An 18,200-nucleotide genomic window follows, 5' to 3' on the forward strand; every position below is an offset into this window, starting at 1 on the left:
CGACATCGACATCGGCACAAAGTCATACGCGGTGGTAAGGGCTGCCTGCCAAAATGGACGCTGCGCGGTAGAGCTGTTCGGACAGCATGACCCTGACCAGCATGTGCGGCCAGACCATATGGCCGAAGCTCAGCGCCATGTCGGCCTCGGCCCGCAGCGAGGGATCGAGTCCATCCGCCCCGCCGATGACGAAGGCCAGATCGCCCGTGCCGCCATCGCGAATTTCGCCGAGCCGCTGCGCGAAGTCCGGCGAGCTCATCAGCTTGCCGCGCTCATCGAGGATGCACAGCCGGGCTCCCGAAGGAATCGCCTTGCGCAGCAGCGCCGCCTCGGCGGCCATGCCGCCGCCCTTGCGGTCCTCGACCTCGGTGACCGTCACCGGCCCCAGGCCAAGCGCCCGCCCGGTGCGGTCGAAACGCTTGAGGTAATCGTCAATCAGATCGCGCTCGGGGCCAGACCGAAGCCGGCCCACGACGCAGAGGTGCACACGCATAAGCGCTCCCGGTCAGGTCGCGCTCTGGGCCACCTTGCCCAGCGGCATCCACATCTTCTCGAGCTGGTAGAACTCGCGGACCTCGGGCCGGAACACGTGGACGATCACGTCGCCCGCGTCGATCAGCACCCAGTCGCCGGTCTCTTCGCCCTCGGTCTTGCACAGGACGCCCAGCTCATGTTTCAGATCCTCGGCGAGCTTCTGCGCGATCGCGGCCACCTGTCGCGACGAACGTCCCGAGCAGATCACCATATGGTCGCAGACGGAGGTCTTGCCGCGCAGGTCAATCTGCACGGTCTCTTCCGCCTTGTTGTCGTCGAGAGACTTGAGGACGGCGGCAAGAATAAGCTCGCTCGTGACCTCGGTGTGGGGCAGCCCGCTCATGGGCATCCCCGCAACAGCGGCACCGGCCGCATCGGCAGTAAGTGACAGGACATTGTCCTCCTTCATGGCACGCGCCGAATGTGACCCCGGCGCCGGGCCCTTATAAGATAGCATCGGAGAGGGCTTTTCTCAACGTTGCGGCGAAAGATCGCCCCTTATCCGGGACAGCAGGCTGATTCAACGCCTAAAACGGTGGGGCGCGACAAGGCGCCCCACACGCGACTCGGGCTCCGGGACGGGGCGCCGCTCAGGCGCCCCAGGGGATCCACACCGTCTGAACCTCGGTCGCCGCCTCGAGGAAGCTCTCGCCCTCCCCCGCTGCCGAGGCCCAATCGCGGGCGTTGCCGTCGTTCACCCAACTGCGTTTGAGGTTGCCCGCGGCACCCGCCTCGAGGGTCTTAGACAGGTCCGACGACGAAAAGCTCCACACCGCCTCGACGTCCATGTGGCTGGCAAGCGTCGGCGCAAGCTCCTCGTGCGGGCCGGTGAGGATGTTGACCACCCCGCCCGGCAGATCCGAGGTGTCGAGCACCTGGTAGAAATCCGTCGCCGCCAGCGGGAAGGGCTCGGAGGCGACCAGCACCACGCGGTTGCCCATGGCGATGGCCGGGGCCATGACCGACACGAGCCCCAGCAGCGGCGCCTCGTCGGGGCAGAAGGCACCGATCACGCCGGTGGGTCGGCGCAGCGACAGCGCGGTGCCGCGCAGCGGCACGGGTTTCACCGCCCCTTCGTACTTGTCCGCCCAGGCCGCATAGGTGAAGAGCCGGTCGACCGAGGCTTCGACCTCTGCCGCGCCCCCGTTGCCGCCGGTCATGGAATCGATCCGCGCCGCGAACTCCCCCGCCCGCGCCTGCAGGTTCTCGGCGATGAAGTAGATCACCTGCGCGCGGTTGTGGGCCGTGGCCGAGGACCAGCCCGACGCGCCCCGCGCCGCTTCGACGGCGTTGCGGATGTCCTTGCGCGACGAGATCGGCGCCTGCCCCAGCAGTCGGCCCTTGCGGTCGTAGATGTTCTGCGCGTAGCCGCTGTCGGGCCGCGCCTGTTTGCCGCCGATGTAGAGCTTGGCGGTACGATCGACGTCCTGCGGCTCGGCCTTCTCGCCCGCGAAGGCCTCGACCTTCTTTAGCGACGCGGCCTTGCCGGCGGGGCGGGTATAGGCCGCGAGGCCCTCCCAGCCGCCTTCCCGGCCAAAACCGCTCTCGCGCAGCCCGCCGAAGGGCGCCGCCGCATCGAACATGTTGCTGCCGTTGACCCAGACCACCCCGGCCTCGAGTTTCGGCGCAATATCAAGCGCGGTGTTGATGTTCTCGGACCAGACCGAGGCGGCCAGCCCGTAGCGCGTGTTGTTGGCGATCTGCACCGCCTCCGACGGCGTGCGGAAGGTGGTCGAGACAAGCACCGGGCCGAAAATCTCTTCCTGCATCAGCAGCGAGGCGGGGGAGAGGCCGGTAACCAACGTCGGGGCGATGAAGCAGCCCTCGGGCGCGGCGCAGCCTGTGTAGACCTCGCCTTCGCCCACGGCCTTCTGCATCAGCGCCTCGATCCGCGCCTTCTGCTCGGGATCGACGATGGCCCCGATATCGATGCACTTGTCGAGCGGATCGCCCAGGCGCAGCTTGTCCATCCGCGCCTTGAGCTTGTCGTGGAAGCGCTCGGCGATGCCCTCCTGCACCAGAAGGCGCGAGCCGGCGCAGCAGACCTGCCCCTGGTTGAACCAGATCGCATCCACCAGCCCCTCGACCGCGCTGTCGAGATCGGCATCCTCGAACACCACATAGGCCGACTTGCCGCCCAGCTCGAGCGTCAGGGACTTGCCGCTGCCGGCGGTGGCCGCACGGATCTTGCGGCCCACCTCGGTCGAGCCGGTGAAGGCGATCTTGTCGACCTCTGCGCCCACGATCATCTCGCCCACGGCGCCGTCGCCGGTGACGATGTTGACCACGCCCTTGGGCAGACCCGCCTGCTGGCAGAGGTCTGCAAAGCACAGCGCGCTCAGCGAGGTCCATTCGGCGGGCTTCAGCACCACGGTGTTGCCCATGGCCAGCGCCGGGGCAATCTTCCAGGCGAGCATCAGCAGCGGGAAGTTCCACGGCACGATCTGGCCGCAGACCCCCAGCGGCTCCTGCCCCGGCAACTCGGCGTCCATCAGCTGCGCGCAGCCGGCGTGATAGTAGAAGTGCCGCGCCACGAGGGGGATGTCGATGTCGCGGCTCTCGCGGATCGGCTTGCCGTTATCGAGCGTTTCCAGCACCGCCAGCAGCCGCGAATGCTTCTGCACCAGCCGCGCCAGCGCGTAGAGGAAGCGCGCCCGGCCCTTGCCCCCCAGCTTGGCCCATCCCGGCTGCGCCGCGCGCGCGGCCTTGACCGCCGCATCGACATCGCCCTGCGTCGCCTGCGTCACCTCGGCCAGCACCTCGCCGGTGGCGGGATTGCGGCTTTCGAAGGTCTTGCCCGGCTTGGTGAAGCCGCCATCGATGAAGCACCCAAAGCGCGAGCCCTGATCCACGATCCAGCTCAGCGCATCCGCGGCGCTCTCGGGCGCGGGTCCATAATCCATGCTCTCGAAGATCTCTTTCACGCTCATGTCCGTCGTCTCCAGTTCCGCAGATGCGCCATCAGCTCGTGGCGTGGCGCCAGGAGGCCGAATAGGCCCCGGTCACGTGATGTTCGAGCTGCCGCTCGATGTCGCCCAGCAGCGAGGAGGCGCCGAAGCGATAGAGGTCCGGCCGCAGCCAGCGGTCGCCGAGCTCTTCCTTGACCAGCGCCAGGTAGGTCACCGCGTCCTTGGCCTTGGAGATGCCGCCCGCCGGCTTGTAACCGACGCGATAGCCGGTTTCCTCGTGGTACTCGCGGATGGCGCGCATCATCACGAGGCTGACCGGCAGCGTGGCGTTGACGCTTTCCTTGCCGGTCGAGGTCTTGATGAAATCGGCGCCCGCCATCATGCAGACCATCGACGCCCGCGCCACGTTCTGCAGCGTGCCCAGCTCGCCGGTGGCGAGGATCGCCTTCACGTGCGCCTCGCCGCAGGCTTCGCGAAAGGCGCGCATCTCGTCGTAGAGCGCCTGCCAGTCACCGGTCAGCACGTGGCGGCGCGAGATGACGATGTCGATCTCCCTGGCACCGGCCTTGACGCTCTCGGTGATCTCGGCGACGCGCAGATGGAAGGGTGAGAGCCCCGCCGGAAAACCCGTCGAGACCGCCGCCACCGGAATGCCGCTGCCCTCGAGCGCCTCGACGGCAGGGGCGATCATGTCGTGGTAGACGCAGACCGCGCCCACGGTCAGCCCCTCGAGCCCCAGCGCGTCGAGGAGATCCGCCCGCACCGGCTGTCGTGCCTTGGCGCAGAGCCGCGCCACGCGTCCCGGCGTGTCGTCGCCCGCAAGCGTGGTCAAATCGATGCAGGAAATTGCCCGTGCGAGCCAGGCCGCCTGGTAGTCCTTCTTCACCGAGCGCCGCCCGGGCAGGGTCGCGGCGCGGCGCTCGATCGCCGAACGGTTGGCGGTTGCGCGCATCACCCGGTCCATGTCGAGCGGCATGCCCGGATTGCGCGGCTCGTGGAGCTGCGGCACAAGGCTGGTTTCGGATCGGCTCATCGTCTCGGTCATCACTGGGGTCCTCCGGCGGGAAGGGTCGCACGGCCCCCGCACTTGGGCAAGCGGGCCAGCCTTGCGGATACGTGTCAAACCCCCGCGCGGCAAGCGGATCGTGCTGGCCGGGAACCGCCCGACCGCGAAAGCCCGCGCTTTGCCATGCGCGCGCCGCAGAGATCAACCCCCGGGCGCGACCCCCGGCAGGCCGCCGCCGCCCTGCCTCGGCGCCGCGCCCTGCACCTTCTTCTCTTTTCAAATACGCAAGTGCCCCCTGCCAAACCGGGCACCGCGCGGCAGGCACGCCCCGCTACCGGCTTGCAAACCGCGCCTCTGGGCCGGAAAGCTGGCCGACAAAGAGGAGACAGTCATGATCGCAATCATCTTCGAGGTCATCCCCGCCGAAGGGCGCAAGGAGCAATACCTCGACATCGCCGCCGCCATGCGTCCCATGGTCGAGGAGGTCGAAGGGTTCATCTCGGTCGAGCGCTTCCAGAGCCTCACCAACCCCGACAAGCTGCTCTCGCTCAGCTTCTTCGAAGACGAGGCGGCGGTGCAGCGCTGGCGGACCCTCGCCGCGCATCGCGGCGCACAGAAGGCCGGGCGCGAGGGCATCTTCGCGGGCTATCGGCTGCGGGTCTGCCAGGTGCTGCGCGACTACGGCATGGAGGACCGGGCCGAGGCGCCGCAGGACAGCCACGCGACGCATGGCTGAAACGCGAAACGCGGGCCCGAAGGCCCGCGCTCGAGACACTTGCCGTTTGCGTCGGCGTCCGGGGCTCAGCAGCCAGCCTTGATGATGGCCTCGGCGAGGATCGGCACGGTGGTCTTGTTGAGGCCCGCGATGTTCAGGCGCGAGTCTCCGACCATGTAGATGCCGTGATCACGGCGCATGGTCTCGACCTGCTCAGGCGTCGCGCCAAGACGCGAGAACATGCCGCGGTGCTGGGCGATGAAGCCAAAACGGTCCGAGCCCGACAGGCGCTGCAGCTCGGAAGCAAGCTGCTCGCGCAGCCCCAGCATCGACAGGCGCACCTCCTCGAGCTCGGCGGCCCAGTCGGCGCGCAGCTCGGGATCGGTCAGAACCATGGTCACCAGCCGCGCGCCGTGGTCGGGCGGGAAGGAGTAGTTCTGCCGGTTGAGGTAATTCAGCGTGCCCTGGTTCAGCTTCTTCGCCGAGGCATCCTGGCTGACGGCCATCAGCAGGCCCGTGCGCTCGCGGTAGATGCCGAAGTTTTTCGAGCAGGAGGCCGCGATCAGGCACTCGGGCACCGAGGAGGCAACGAGGCGCACGCCGGCGGCGTCTTCCTCGAGACCGTCGCCGAAGCCCTGGTAGGCGATGTCGATCATCGGCGTGCCCTGCTTTTCCAGCAGCAGCTGGGTCACGGCCTTCCACTGCGAGATGTTCAGGTTGGCGCCGGTGGGGTTGTGGCAGCAGCCGTGCAGCAGCACCACGTCGCCCGGCAGCACCTGCTGCAGATCGGCGATCATGCCGATGAAGTCCACGCCGCGTGTCTCGGCGTCGAAATAGCGGTAAGGGACGATCTGCAGGCCCATGTGCTTGAGGATCGACAAGTGGTTCGGCCAGGTCGGGTCCGAGACAAAGACGCGCGCCTTGGGGTTGGCCATCTTGATCATGTCGAAGGCCTGGCGCACGGCGCCGGTGCCGCCCGGAGTCGCGGCGGCGGCAATGTTCTCGCGTGGGACAGCGTCGCCCAGCACCAGCGTCGACAGCGCCTCGGCAAAGGCCGGGTCGCCGGCGAGGCCGGTGTAGGCCTTGGTGGTCTCACTCTCCCAGAGCTGCTTTTCCGCCGCCTTGATGGCGCGCATGACCGGCGTGTTGCCGCTGGCGTCCTTGTAGACGCCGACCCCGAGGTCGACCTTTTGCGTGCGCGGGTCTTCCTTGAAGGCCTGCATCAGCATCAGGATCTTGTCGGCGGGTTGCTCTTTCAGAGTTTCGAACATCAGTCCTCTCCGGTGGCGACGGGCAGCGTGGGGAATTGCCCCCACTCGGTCCAGGACCCGTCATAAAGGGCGTGGTCTGTCTTGCCGAGGCGTGTCAGGGCAAGGCTCAGGATGGCGGCGGTGACCCCCGAGCCGCAGCTGGTGATCGCCGGCTTGCCTAGATCGACGCCGGCGCTCTCGAAGGCGGCGCGCAGCGCCTCGGGCGACTTCATCGTCTGGTCGGGGTTGAGCAGCGTGCCGAAGGGCACGTTCTTGGAGCCGGGAATATGGCCCGAGCGCAGGCCCGGGCGCGGCTCGGGCACCTCGCCGCGGAAGCGGGCAGGGGCGCGGGCGTCGAGGATCTCGTGGTCGCGCAGCTTCGAAGCGGCAGAGACCTGTGTGACGTCCTTCACCAGGTGGTTCTGGCGGCGCACCATCATGTGGCGGTCGCGGATGACGGGGGGCAGATCCTCGACCTCGCGCCCCTCGGACTGCCATTTCGGCAGGCCGCCGTCGAGCACGGCGATGTCGTCATGTCCCATGAGCTTGAACAGCCACCAGACGCGGGCGGCAGAGAAGAGGCCGGTGCCGTCGTAGACGACGATCTGATGGCCGTCGCCGACTCCGAGCGCGCGCATGCGGGACATGAACTTGTCCACGGGGGGCACCATGTGCGGCAGTTCCGAGCGCAGGTCGGAGATCTCGTCGATGTCGAAGAAGCGCGCGCCCGGAATGTGCGCGGCCTCGTACTCGGCCTTGGGATCGCGTCCCGAGCCGGGCATGTACCAGCTCGCGTCGAGCAGGCGCAGGTCCGGATCCTTCAGGTGGCGCGCCAGCCAGTCGGTCGACACGAGCGTCTTGGGGTCGTCACTTGCCATCACCTCTCCCCGGGGCAGTCAGCATCGCCTCGTCTCTAAGGTGCCGGCTGCGGACTCGCAAGGGTGCGATGGGGCGGCGCCGAGCCCACGCGCGGAGATTCGGTCGCAGGGTCAGCCGCGTTCCTTGAGCAGCCGCTGCTTCTGGCGGTTCCAGTCGCGCTTAGCCTCGGTCTCGCGCTTGTCGTGGTTCTGCTTGCCCTTGGCGATGCCGATCTTCAGCTTCACCATGCCCTTGTGATTGAAATACATGACCAGCGGCACGATGGTCATGCCCTTGCGCTGGGTCTCGTTCCAAAGCCGCGACAGCTCTTTCTTGGAGACCAGCAGCTTGCGGCGGCGGCGCTCCTCGTGCGGGAACATGGCGCGGGTGTAGGGCGCGATGTAGGAGTTCACTAGCCACAGTTCACTGTCCTCCACCGCCGCGTAGCTCTCGGCGATGTTGGAACTGTTCTCGCGCAGGCTCTTGACCTCGGAACCGGTGAGGATGATGCCGCACTCGATATCGTCCTCGATCGCGTAATCGAAGCGTGCGCGCCGGTTCTCGGCGATGATCTTGTAGTTGGGGTCGGACTTCTGCTGGGCCATGATGGGTGCACATAGGGGCTGCGAGGCGCTCTGTCCATATGCAGGGCGCGCAAGCCCGCCGGAGGGACCGCCGCCGCCGCGCGCCGCGGGGTGTTCGGGAGCAGATGATCTTGCTCCTTTTTTCAGCGGTGCTAACAGGGAAGGCAAGGTGCGCGCTGTGCCGCGGGGCTTTGCGGTTCCGCCCGAGCCGGCACGCCAGTATCGACAGGAGACCACCCCATGCCAGAGGACCGGCAAATGCAGCGCTACCCCCGCAACATGATCGGCCACGGACCCGACCGCCCCGACGCGCAATGGCCCGGCGGTGCAAAGATCGCCGTGCAATTCGTGCTGAACTACGAAGAGGGCGGCGAGAACTGCGTCCTGCACGGCGACGCGGCCTCGGAGGCGTTCCTGTCGGACATCGCGGGCGCGGCGCAATGGCCGGGCCAGCGCCACTGGAACATGGAATCGATCTACGAGTACGGCGCCCGCGCCGGCTTCTGGCGGCTGCACCGGCTGTTCACCGGCTACGATATCCCGGTCACCATCTACGGCGTCGCCACCGCCCTCGCCCGCTCGCCCGAGCAGGTCGAGGCGATGAAGGACGCGGGCTGGGAGATCGCCTCGCACGGGCTGAAGTGGGTCGAGCACAAGGACATGCCCGAGGCAGAGGAGCGCGCCTCCATCGCCGAGGCGATCCGCCTGCACACCGAGGTTGTCGGCGCGCCGCCGCGCGGCTGGTACACCGGGCGCTGCAGCGAGAACACCGTGCGGCTGGTCGCCGAGACCGGGGCGATGGACTACGTCTCGGACACCTATGACGACGACCTGCCCTACTGGCTGGAGGTCGAGGGCCGCGAGCAGCTGATCATCCCCTACACGCTCGAAGCCAACGACATGCGCTTCGCCACCTCGCCGGGCTGGATCGAGGGCGAGATGTTCTTCACCTACCTCAAGGACGCCTTCGACACGCTGATTGTCGAGGGCGAGGCGGGCAAGCCTGCGATGATGTCGGTCGGCCTGCACTGCCGCCTGATCGGCCGCCCGGGCAAGATCGCCGGGCTGAAGCGCTTTCTCGACTATATCGGAGGCTTCGAGGGGGTCTGGACCCCGACCCGGTTGGAGATCGCCGAGCATTGGGCCAAGACCCACCCGCCGAAGACCGGCCCGCGTCCCTCGACCATGGACCGCGACACCTTTGTCGGCACCTTCGGCGGCATCGTCGAGCATTCGCCCTGGGTCGCCGAGCGCGCCTTCGAGCTGGAGCTCGGCGCGGCGCATGACCGGCCGGCGGGGCTGGCCAATGCCCTCGCCCGGGTGTTGCGCACTGCCTCACGCGAGGAACGGATGGGCGTGCTGCAGGCACACCCCGACCTCGCCGGCAAGCTGGCCGAGGCGAAGCGCCTGACCGAGGACAGCACCGCCGAGCAGGCCAGCGCCGGGCTCGACGCGCTGACCGATGCCGAACGTGCGCGCTTCACCGAGCTCAACACCACCTATGTCGAGAAGCACGGCTTCCCCTTCATCATCGCGGTGCGCGACCACGACAAGGCGGGCATCCTCGCCGCCTTCGAGCGCCGCATCGCCAATGATACCGACACCGAGTTCGCCGAGGCCTGCCGACAGGTCGAACGCATCGCCCGCCTGCGCCTGGAGGCCCTCCTGTGAGCATCATGGACACCCCCCGCAGCTATGCCTTCCCGCCCGCCGGCATGCCCCCGCGCGAGGACAACCCTCACGGCGCCGCGGTCTTCACCACCGCCTATGCCTTCATCCCCGCCGGCACGATGCGCGACATCGTCAGCTCGCTGCTGCCGGGCTGGCAGCACACCCGCGCCTGGATCATCGCCAAGCCGCTCTCGGGCTTTGCCGAGAGCTTCGCGCAATACGCGGTGGAGCTGGCTCCGGGTGGCGGCAGCGAGGCACCCGAACCCGATGCGCAGGCGCAGGCGGCGCTGCTGGTCACGGAGGGCACCGCGCGGCTGACCGTCGGCGGCACGGAGTACGATCTGCGCGCGGGCCACGTCGTCTACCTGCCGCCGAGCTCCGGCTGGACACTGTGGAACGGCGGCGAGACGCCCTGCAAATTCCACTGGATCCGCAAGCGCTGGGAGGCGGCGCCGGGTGTCTCGGTGCCGCCGGTGATCGTCACCCATGACGAGGAGGTCCCGGTAAACTGGATGACCGGCTGCGAGGAGCTCTGGGGCACCCAGCGCTTCTTCGATCCCGCCGACATCCGCCACGACTTCCACGCCAACATCGTCACCTTCGGCAAGGGCGGGCGCATCCCCTTCGCCGAGACCCACGTGATGGAACACGGGCTCTACGTTCTGGAGGGGCGCGCGCGCTACCTGCTCAACCAGGACTGGGTCGAGGTCGGCCCCGGCGATTTCATGTGGCTGCGCGCCTTCTGCCCGCAGGCCTGCATCGTCGACGAGAGCGAGCGCTTCCGCTACCTGCTCTACAAGGACGTCAACCGCCACGTCTCGCTGGCCCCGGTGGGGGCGGCGCGATGAGGGAGATCGCCGCGCGCCCGCTGACCGCCGAGGGCTTCGCGCCCTATGGCGAGGTGCTCGAGGTGAAGGGCACCCCCGACAAGATCATCAACCAGGGGCTCTGCGGGCGGCACCACGACCGCGCCGCGCTGGACTTCGGCCCCGAGGGCCGGGCAGGCATCAGCCTCTTCGACGCCGAGCCGCGCGCCCTGCCCTATACGCTGGAACTGGTCGAGCGGCACCCCGAGGGCAGCCAGGCCTTCCTGCCGATGCACCAGAACGAGTGGCTGGTGATCGTCGCCGACCCCGGGTCCGGCGCGAACGAGGGACCCGGCGAGGCGCACGCCTTCCTCGCCGCGCCGGGACAGGGGATCAACTTTCACCGGGGCACCTGGCACGGGGTGCTGACGCCACTGCAGGCGCCGGGGCTCTTTGCCGTGGTCGACCGCATCGGCGCGACACCCAACCTTGAAGAACACTGGCTGGAGGCGCCGCTGCTGATCACCCGGGGCTGACGGCCCCTCCCCCGCACAGACGCCCGGCAGAGGCGGCGGGTCATCTCATACCCACTACGCAACACCGACGAGGGAGACTATGGCATGACTGACGCAACCGCCCCCAAGGGCCACCCAATCGGCACACCCGACCAGCTGATGGACCCCGACTACATGCCGCCGCTCGGCAAGGCGGTGCCGCTGGGGCTGCAGCACGTGATGGCGATGTTCGCCTCGAACGTCACCCCGGCGATCATCATCGCCGGGGCCGCGGGCTTCGGCTACGGATCGAACAGCCCCGACTTTCCCAACATGATCTACATGATCCAGATGGTGATGCTCTTTGCAGGCATCGCCACGCTGTTCCAGTCGATCGGCTTCGGCAGGGTCGGCGCGCGGCTGCCGATCGTGCAGGGCACCTCCTTTGCCTTTCTGCCGGTGATGATCCCGGCGGTGGCCGGTCAGGGAATTGCGGGCATGGCCGGGCTGATGACCGGCATCGTGATCGGCGGGATCTTCCACTTCTGCCTCGGCTTCGTCGTCACCCGGATCCGCCACGCGCTGCCGCCACTGGTCACCGGGCTGATCGTGCTGATGATCGGCCTCGCGCTGCTCAAGGTCGGCATCCAGTATGCCGCGGGCGGCGTGCCGAAACTGGGCACGCCGGAGTTCGGCAGTCTAGCCATGTGGCTGCCCGCGCTCGTCGTGATCTTGGTGACGCTGGCGGTGAAGTTCTTCACCCGTGGGCTTCTGGCGCTCTCGGCGGTGCTGGTCGGGCTGGTCGCGGGGTACCTCGTGTCGCTGGCCATGGGCCAGGTCAGCTTCGGCAGCGTCGCCAACGCGCCGGTCTTCGAGCTGCCCATGCCCTTCCGCTGGGGCATCGAGTTCAACTTCGCGATCATCCTCGGCATGTGCTTCATGGCGGTCATCTCGGCGATCGAGACCGTGGGCGACGTCTCGGGCATCACCAAGGGCGGCGCCGGGCGCGAGGCCACCGACAGGGAAATCGGCGGCGCGACCTTTGCCGACGGTCTCGGCACCGCGGTGGCGGGGGTCTTTGGCGGGCTGCCCAACACCTCGTTCAGCCAGAATGTCGGTCTGATCTCGATGACCGGGGTCATGAGCCGCCACGTGGTCACCATCGGCGCGCTCTTCCTGATCCTCTGCGGGCTAGTGCCAAAGGTCGGCGCGGCGGTCTCGACCGTGCCGATCAACGTGCTCGGCGGCGCGGTCATCGTGATGTTCGGCATGGTCTGCGCGGCGGGGGTCAACATGCTTTCCGAGGTGGTGTGGAACCGCCGCAACATGGTGATCTTCGCGATCTCGCTCTCGGTCGGTTTCGGGCTGCAGCTCGAGCCCACGGCGCTGCAGCACCTGCCCAAGACGGCACAGGTGCTGCTGACCTCCGGACTGCTACCGGCGGCGGGTCTGTCGATCCTGCTCAACCTTCTGCTGCCCGAAGACCTTCACTGAGGGGCGATCTTTCTGGTCGGCGCACTCAGTTGCGCCGACCGTCGTAGTGCCGATCATGCTGCCCACCGGGGTGCCAAGCGCCATGCCGGTCGTGGCCATTGCCGGCGCCACGGCCGCCGATGCGCCAGCCCGCCTTCTGGAGGCATTGCGCCGAGAAAACGTGCTCCTTGTCCTTGCCGATGCGGAGCTTCTTCTCGCAGCGGTCAGGCAGGGCGTCGGTGCGGATCGCGGCGCTGCGCAGGCAGGAGCGTTGCATCACCGCGCCCCGCTCGCCGCGCACCTCGCGCAGGCAGGCCCCCGGCAGAACCCCCTTCGGCCGCGCGTGTGACGGCTGCGCAAACTGCCCGTGACGGTCCTCGAAACGGTAGGGGCGCGGCAGGTGGGGCCGCGGATCGGGGGCGCGCCAGGAGTGCTCCTGCTGCGCCGCCTGAAGCTGCAGGGCCTTGGTCCTTTCCTTATCCTTCCTGTCGCGCTCGCGGTCCGCCTCGCGCGCCTCGCTGACCGCCTTGCCGATCATGTAGACGAGGGCCGCCCCGCCGATGACCTTGGCCACGTCCCGCGCCTCGGCGGCGCGGAGCGGGGCGGCGGAAAACCCGGTGACGACGAGCGAGGCGGCGAGCACGCCGGCGATGAACTTCCTGGACATGGGCTGTCTCCTTGGGGAACCTGTGGGCATCACGGCGGCTGCCGCGATCTCTCCCGACCCTCGGCCCACCCCGGAAAAACAGGCAATATCTCTCCGATGTTATCGGATATCCTGCACCTATCCGTCCGGGGCTATTGAATTGCGCCCGCCGCGCGCTCAGTCTCCCCCTATGAACATGCCGTTTCTCGCCCTCTCGTTCTCGCTCGCCCTCGGTGCCACTGCGGCGCAGGCCGAGTGCTATGCGGAGTACAAGGCCAAACAGGACGACCCGCTGCGCCTGCAGTACGGCATCGCCCTTCTGCCGACGGAAGCCTGCCCGTCGAAGAACACCGCGGCCGCGCAGCTGGAAATCCGGCTCGACCGCAACGGCTGGACGCTGCTGAGCGTCGTCGCCCTGTCCGAACAGCCGCCCTCGGAAGAAAAGAAGAAGAATGCCGGCGAGTTCTATCTCCGCTACTGACGCCCGCCGCGCAGGCGGGCGCATCGTCACCCTTGGCATCGCCGCGATCGTCGCCCTGCTGGTCCTTGCCGGCGGGCTGCTCATGCTCACCCTGCCCGATGGCAACGCCTTCAACGCGCGGGTCGAACGGATTTTCGTCGAGCATGACCTCACCGCCCAGGCCGAGGTGAAGCTGCTGGAGATCCTCGCGCTGTCGGGCACCGCCTTTGCCGACACGCTGGCGAGCTACCGCATGGTGATCTTCGTGCTGCTGGTCTTCGCCGCCGCAATGCTGGTGGCCGCGCTGGTCTTCCTGGTGATGCTGGCGGGGATGAACCGGCGCATGGCGCAGATCGAGCGCTCGGGCATCCAGGTCAGTTCACTGATCATCAGCCGCGAAGAGAACATGGTCTATCTCAACACCATGGGCTTCAAGCTGACCGCGGCGATGATCGAGACACTCTCGGTCCTGGCCGAGGCGCGGATGGACGACGAGACCCTGACCGGCGCGCAGATCGAGGGGATGATCTCGGGCCGCGATCCCAGCGATTGCGAAGAGGCCGCCGGGGCGACGCGGATCAAGCGCCTCCGCGACGGTCTGGGCAACCAGATGGTCAGCGAGCTTTTGGTGCGCAACATCGCCCGCAAGGGCTATCACCTGGCCATCGACAAGGACGTGATCGAAGTCGTCTGAGCGCCGCCGCGCAGCGGCAGCGGCGCAGCCGCAACGACGGGTTTTCGCCGCACCTTTCCGCAAATCCAACGAAAAGCTTGCGATTCCGAGGAGGCTGTACAAGACTGACCGGCGCTTGGACGCATGTCTTGCCGAGCTGGCTCCTTCCTAATTTAGACGGGGCTCGTCAGATTTTTGAAAGCCACATTTCATGTCGCAATTCTCCGACACCTTCGCGCGGCGCATATTCTCCGTGTGCCTGCTGCTCGCCCTTATTGGCGGCGGGTTCGTGTACGGCTCTGTTGCCACGCGGAAGCATCTCTTCCCCGCCCCACAACTCGAACTCACCTATGACATGCTCACCACGCTGGGGCACAACGATCTGACCAGCCACCCCCGGCGCCACCATCTTCAGCCGTCGCGCGGCATGGGCGACGGCGTGACCATCAACAAGATCGGCGACGACGGCGCGCTGGTCTTCATGGCCGGGTTCTTCGACGACGAAAACCAAGCCCGGCTGGTGCACCGCGATGGACACGTGATGCGCAAGTGGACGCTCGACTATTTCACCCATTTTCCCGACGCCAGAACCCGGGTCTGCGCGCTTGCCAGCGCGCTCAACGTCGACCAGCACGGCGCGCTGGTGACGCCGAAGGGAGAGGTCGTCTTCAACTACGAGTACTGCGGCACGGTGAAGCTCTCCCCCTGCGGCGAAGTGGTCTGGGCGTTGAGCGAGCGCACCCACCATTCGATCGTTCCCGCGTCGGGCGGCGGCTACTGGCTGCTTGGCCGCCAGCGCTGGCTCGATTCCGACGCGCCAGACCGCATGCCTCCCTTCTCCGCATCGGCGAGCGGGCTGGAGATCAAGGAGGACACGATCCTGAAAATCAGCGAGGCGGGTGAGATCGAGCAAGAGGTGTCGATCCCGAAGATACTCCGCGACGCCCATCTCGAGGCGCTGCTGACCGCCAATGGGGCGGACTTCAGCCGCCACGCCCCCGACCGCGACGAGCTGGTGCATTCCAACAAGGTCGGCGAGCTGCCCGCCGCCTACGCTGCCGCCTTTCCGCAGTTCGAGACCGGGGACTTGCTGGTCTCGATGCGCGATCTCAACCTCGTCATGGTTGTCGATCCGGTCAGCTGGGATGTGAAGTGGCACCAGACCGGCCCCTGGCTGCGCCAGCACGATCCCGAGTTCCGCCCCGACGGGCGCATCTCGATCTTCAACAACAACGTCTACCGCACCGATTACCCCGGCGAGGTGCTCGACCTCGACACGCCCAAGATCACCAATATCACCGCCGTCGATCCCGCCAGCGGCGAGATCGAGCTGCTCTTCGGCGAGGCGCCCGGGCAGAAGATGCTCTCGGCGATCCGCGGCCAGCACGAGATCCTGCCCGATGGCGGCATGGTGATCGCCGAGTTTGACGGCGGCCGGGTGATCCAGACCAGCGCCGAGGGCGAAGTGGTCTGGGAATATGTCAACGCCTTTGATGACGCCCATGTCGGCGAGATCACCAACGCCGACGTCCATCCCCCCGGCTATTTCGAAACGGCTTGGGAGACCTGCCCCCAGCCCTAGCCGCGCCCGTGGACCGCCAACCCTTTCCCCCTTTTCGACGAGGAGAACCCGAGAGATGACGCCTTTTGCACGCCTTGCGGCGCTCCTGCTTCTGAGTTTCGGCATGGGGCTGCCCGACCCGGCCGCCGCCTATATCGGACCCGGCGCCGGGCTTGGCGCCATCGCCGTCACCGTCGCCATCCTGCTCGGCGTGCTCCTGCTCATCGCCGGGCTGGTCTGGTACCCGCTCAAGCGGATGCTGAAAAGCCGGGCCGCCGCGCGCAGTGGCACGCGCAAATGATCGCCACCTTCCTCGTCTCGCTGCTGGCCGTGGCCGGTTTCGGCCTCGGGCTCTGGCGCAGTGAGGTCGTGCCGCTGTGCCGCGCCACGCTCGGCACAGCGATGACCGGTATCACCGCGATGATGGACAATGAGCTCGACGACGACGCCAAGGAGATTGCCGTGCGCCGGGCCGGTTTCGCGCTGATCGGCGCGGCCTTCGGCCTCTTCTGGCGCTTCGTCCTGTCTCTGGCGCTGGCCGCGCTGCCGGTGCTCGCCGCCGACCTCATGGGTCTGGTACCACGCGAGGCAGTGCTCTCGCTGATGCTGCGGCTCGACTACCTCTTCGTGGTCTCGGTGGCTGCGATCGCCGCGGCCGAGGGCCTGCGCCGCCTGCGTGGGCCGGGCCGCCACGATCCCGAGGCGCTGCCAGAGATCAACCGCTACTCCACCGCCGACCGCTTCTTCCACATGCTGGCCTTTGCCAGCCCCGCGGTGCTGAAGGGCGCCTCGAGGCTCGAGGACCGGCTGATGCCCGGCGCGGTGCAGGAGCCGGCCGGCCCGCCTATCTTTGTCACCTCGCTGGCGCGCGGCGGCACCACGGCGTTGCTCAACGCGCTGCACGAAGTGCCCGCCATCGCCACGCACACCTATCGCGACATGCCCTTCGTCACCGCGCCGGCGCTGTGGAACCGGCTCGCCGGCGGGCGGGGGCGCGACGTGGGGCGGCACGAGCGCGCCCATGGTGACGGTCTGGAGATCGACCTCGACAGCCCCGAGGCCTTCGAGGAGGTGCTGTGGAAGACGCTCTGGCCCGGCAAGTACCGCGCCGAAGGCATCGCGCTCTGGCAGGCCGAAGACCGCGACCCCACCGCCGAGGCCTTCATCGCCCGCCAGATGCGCAAGGTAATCCACGCCCGCAGCCCAGAGGGCCCGGCCCGCTACTGCTCGAAAAACAATGCGAATATTGCCCGCATCCCCTATCTGCTCGAGGCTTTCCCCGGCTGCCGCATCGTGGTGCCGTTGCGCCGGCCCGAGACCCATGCCGCCTCGCTTCTGCGCCAGCACCTGAACTTTCTGAAGCTGCAAGCGGACGACGAGTTCATTCGCCGATACATGCGCGACATCGGCCATTTCGAGTTCGGTCGGATCCACAGGCCGCTGCTCTTTCCCGGCTTCGATCCCGCCGCCTTTGAGACCACGACGCCGGACTATTGGATCAACTACTGGCTGCAGGCCTTCCGCTACGTGCAACCCTTCGAGGACCGCTGCCTCTTCGCGCTGCAGGACGACATGCGTGCCGACCCGCAGGAGACGCTCGAGGCACTCTGCGAAGCGCTCGGCGTGGCCCCCGGCAGGATCGATTTCAGTGCCCATTTCCGCCCCATGCCCGACCGGGCGCCGCAGGACCTCTACGATCCGGTCCTCTTTGCCGAGGCGGACGCGGTCTACGAACGCCTCGCGCAGCGCGGCGTCCTTCCCGGCGCCCTGTCTCCCGTCGGCGGAAAAGTGACCACCGTGCGCGCCTAGGCGCCGCGGCCCGCGTCCGCGCTGGATCACCCGCCCCGGCTGAGCTAGGCTCCGAGCGTTCCGGTTCAGGCCTTTAGCACCGGGACCGGTCGAAGGTTCGAGGCCGGACCCGCCCATTTCAGTCGATGGCAGGCAGCGATTTTTCAGCCTGCACCCACCCCGGCGCCTGCGCCGGTCATTTTTCCGCCGGCCCGTCCCCGGACATCCGCAACGGACTCACCAATGATTGAGTGGAGGCTCTCATGGCATACAAGGAAAAATTCACAGAGACCGACTGGGCGATGGTTCTGGAAGCGCCGATGCTCGCCGGGCTGGCAATCACTGCCGCCGACCCTGGCGGTCTGATCGGCGCGGTTCAGGAAAGCGCCGCGATGGCCGGCTCGCTCAAGGATGCCTCCGCAGGCTCGCTCGCCGCCGAGGTGGCCGAGGCCTACAAGACCTCGGAGGGTCGCTCTGCCGCGATGGACGGGGTGAAGGCGCTGGTGAAGGGCAAGAAGCCCCCCGAGATCACCGAGGCCGCGATCACCCGCCTGTCGGAGATCCTCGGCACGGTGAAAACCACCGCGCCGGAAGAGGCCGGGGCCTTCTCGGAGTTCCTGATCGACACGGCCACCCGCACCGCCGAGGCGGCCAAGGAGGGCGGCTTCCTCGGTTTCGGCGGCGAGGCGGTCTCCGACGCCGAGAAGAAGACGCTGGCCGACCTGCAGGCCGCGCTCGGTGGCAGCGCGGGGGTGTGACCGCCACCCGAAGG

At 67.7% G+C, this 18,200-nt stretch carries 19 protein-coding genes; 11 read left to right on the forward strand and 8 right to left on the reverse strand.

The features are described 5' to 3' along the window. Nucleotides 1–22 precede the first annotated feature (22 nt). The 4 genes from rlmH to deoC all read right to left on the reverse strand — a co-directional run bounded on the left by rlmH (nucleotide 23) and on the right by deoC (nucleotide 4,488). Nucleotides 23–493, reverse strand: a complete 471-nt coding sequence (gene rlmH / locus G0Q01_RS00570; protein WP_164189545.1) for a 23S rRNA (pseudouridine(1915)-N(3))-methyltransferase RlmH — start codon at nucleotides 491–493, stop codon at nucleotides 23–25. A 12-nt stretch (nucleotides 494–505) separates the two neighbouring features. Next, a complete protein-coding gene (gene rsfS, locus G0Q01_RS00575) occupies nucleotides 506–877 on the reverse strand; it encodes a ribosome silencing factor (protein WP_108968335.1) in 372 nt (123 codons plus the stop codon). A 247-nt stretch (nucleotides 878–1,124) separates the two neighbouring features. Further along, a complete protein-coding gene (locus tag G0Q01_RS00580) occupies nucleotides 1,125–3,464 on the reverse strand; it encodes an aldehyde dehydrogenase family protein (protein WP_164189547.1) in 2,340 nt (779 codons plus the stop codon). A gap of 31 nt (nucleotides 3,465–3,495) precedes the next feature. Then, nucleotides 3,496–4,488 (reverse strand): deoxyribose-phosphate aldolase, encoded by a 993-nt coding sequence (deoC, locus tag G0Q01_RS00585; RefSeq protein ID WP_203594852.1) that lies wholly within the window; start codon nucleotides 4,486–4,488, stop codon nucleotides 3,496–3,498. Between the two features lie 352 nt (nucleotides 4,489–4,840). On the opposite strand from deoC, the gene G0Q01_RS00590 reads away from it, so the two are divergent. Beyond that, on the forward strand, nucleotides 4,841–5,185 hold the full coding sequence (locus G0Q01_RS00590) for an antibiotic biosynthesis monooxygenase (protein ID WP_164189549.1): 345 nt from the start codon (nucleotides 4,841–4,843) through the stop codon (nucleotides 5,183–5,185). A 65-nt stretch (nucleotides 5,186–5,250) separates the two neighbouring features. On the opposite strand, the gene G0Q01_RS00595 is transcribed toward G0Q01_RS00590, so the two are convergent. The 3 genes from G0Q01_RS00595 to smpB form a co-directional block, all read right to left on the reverse strand. Continuing rightward, nucleotides 5,251–6,435 carry an amino acid aminotransferase gene (locus tag G0Q01_RS00595; protein ID WP_108968327.1) on the reverse strand — a complete coding sequence of 395 codons (1,185 nt, stop codon included), beginning with the start codon at nucleotides 6,433–6,435 and terminating at the stop codon, nucleotides 5,251–5,253. Continuing rightward, nucleotides 6,435–7,292 (reverse strand): 3-mercaptopyruvate sulfurtransferase, encoded by an 858-nt coding sequence (sseA, locus tag G0Q01_RS00600; protein ID WP_164189551.1) that lies wholly within the window; start codon nucleotides 7,290–7,292, stop codon nucleotides 6,435–6,437. Before sseA ends, G0Q01_RS00595 begins: the two co-directional genes overlap by 1 nt. Before the next feature lie 111 nt (nucleotides 7,293–7,403). Beyond that, entirely contained in the window at nucleotides 7,404–7,877 is a 474-nt protein-coding gene (smpB, locus tag G0Q01_RS00605; RefSeq protein WP_164189553.1) for an SsrA-binding protein SmpB, read from the reverse strand. A gap of 237 nt (nucleotides 7,878–8,114) precedes the next feature. Between smpB and puuE the strand changes: the two genes are divergently transcribed. From puuE to G0Q01_RS00625, 4 genes are all read left to right on the forward strand, one after another. After that, on the forward strand, nucleotides 8,115–9,527 hold the full coding sequence (puuE, locus tag G0Q01_RS00610) for an allantoinase PuuE (protein ID WP_164189615.1): 1,413 nt from the start codon (nucleotides 8,115–8,117) through the stop codon (nucleotides 9,525–9,527). Between the two features lie 5 nt (nucleotides 9,528–9,532). Further along, nucleotides 9,533–10,375, forward strand: a complete 843-nt coding sequence (locus G0Q01_RS00615; protein WP_164189617.1) for a bifunctional allantoicase/(S)-ureidoglycine aminohydrolase — start codon at nucleotides 9,533–9,535, stop codon at nucleotides 10,373–10,375. After that, a complete protein-coding gene (locus G0Q01_RS00620; protein ID WP_164189555.1) occupies nucleotides 10,372–10,869 on the forward strand; it encodes an ureidoglycolate lyase in 498 nt (165 codons plus the stop codon). The genes G0Q01_RS00615 and G0Q01_RS00620 overlap by 4 nt, the downstream gene beginning before the upstream one ends. Nucleotides 10,870–10,953: 84 nt before the next feature. Next, nucleotides 10,954–12,321 (forward strand): uracil-xanthine permease family protein, encoded by a 1,368-nt coding sequence (locus G0Q01_RS00625; RefSeq protein WP_164189557.1) that lies wholly within the window; start codon nucleotides 10,954–10,956, stop codon nucleotides 12,319–12,321. A gap of 25 nt (nucleotides 12,322–12,346) precedes the next feature. Here the strand turns inward: G0Q01_RS00625 and G0Q01_RS00630 are convergent, their stop codons facing one another. Then, complete coding sequence (locus G0Q01_RS00630) at nucleotides 12,347–12,967, reverse strand: hypothetical protein (RefSeq protein WP_164189559.1); 621 nt, start codon at nucleotides 12,965–12,967, stop codon at nucleotides 12,347–12,349. On the opposite strand from G0Q01_RS00630, the gene G0Q01_RS27245 reads away from it, so the two are divergent. The 6 genes from G0Q01_RS27245 (at nucleotide 12,951) to G0Q01_RS00660 (ending at nucleotide 18,186) form a co-directional block, all read left to right on the forward strand. Beyond that, entirely contained in the window at nucleotides 12,951–13,427 is a 477-nt protein-coding gene (locus G0Q01_RS27245) for a hypothetical protein (protein WP_370526671.1), read from the forward strand. The genes G0Q01_RS00630 and G0Q01_RS27245 overlap by 17 nt on opposite strands. Next, entirely contained in the window at nucleotides 13,399–14,100 is a 702-nt protein-coding gene (locus tag G0Q01_RS00640) for a hypothetical protein (protein WP_108968317.1), read from the forward strand. The genes G0Q01_RS27245 and G0Q01_RS00640 overlap by 29 nt, the downstream gene beginning before the upstream one ends. Nucleotides 14,101–14,290: 190 nt before the next feature. Further along, complete coding sequence (locus tag G0Q01_RS00645; RefSeq protein WP_164189561.1) at nucleotides 14,291–15,661, forward strand: arylsulfotransferase family protein; 1,371 nt, start codon at nucleotides 14,291–14,293, stop codon at nucleotides 15,659–15,661. A gap of 55 nt (nucleotides 15,662–15,716) precedes the next feature. Continuing rightward, the gene (locus tag G0Q01_RS00650) at nucleotides 15,717–15,941 is read left to right on the forward strand and encodes a hypothetical protein (protein ID WP_108968313.1); all 225 of its coding nucleotides are present in this window, start codon (nucleotides 15,717–15,719) and stop codon (nucleotides 15,939–15,941) included. Next, complete coding sequence (locus tag G0Q01_RS00655; RefSeq protein WP_164189563.1) at nucleotides 15,938–17,449, forward strand: sulfotransferase; 1,512 nt, start codon at nucleotides 15,938–15,940, stop codon at nucleotides 17,447–17,449. Before G0Q01_RS00650 ends, G0Q01_RS00655 begins: the two co-directional genes overlap by 4 nt. A gap of 242 nt (nucleotides 17,450–17,691) precedes the next feature. Next, nucleotides 17,692–18,186, forward strand: a complete 495-nt coding sequence (locus G0Q01_RS00660; RefSeq protein ID WP_164189565.1) for a hypothetical protein — start codon at nucleotides 17,692–17,694, stop codon at nucleotides 18,184–18,186. The last annotated feature ends 14 nt before the right edge of the window (nucleotides 18,187–18,200 follow it).

It is taken from the genome of Salipiger sp. PrR007 (genome assembly GCF_010499845.1).
Classification (GTDB): Bacteria; Pseudomonadota; Alphaproteobacteria; order Rhodobacterales; family Rhodobacteraceae; genus Salipiger; species Salipiger pacificus_A.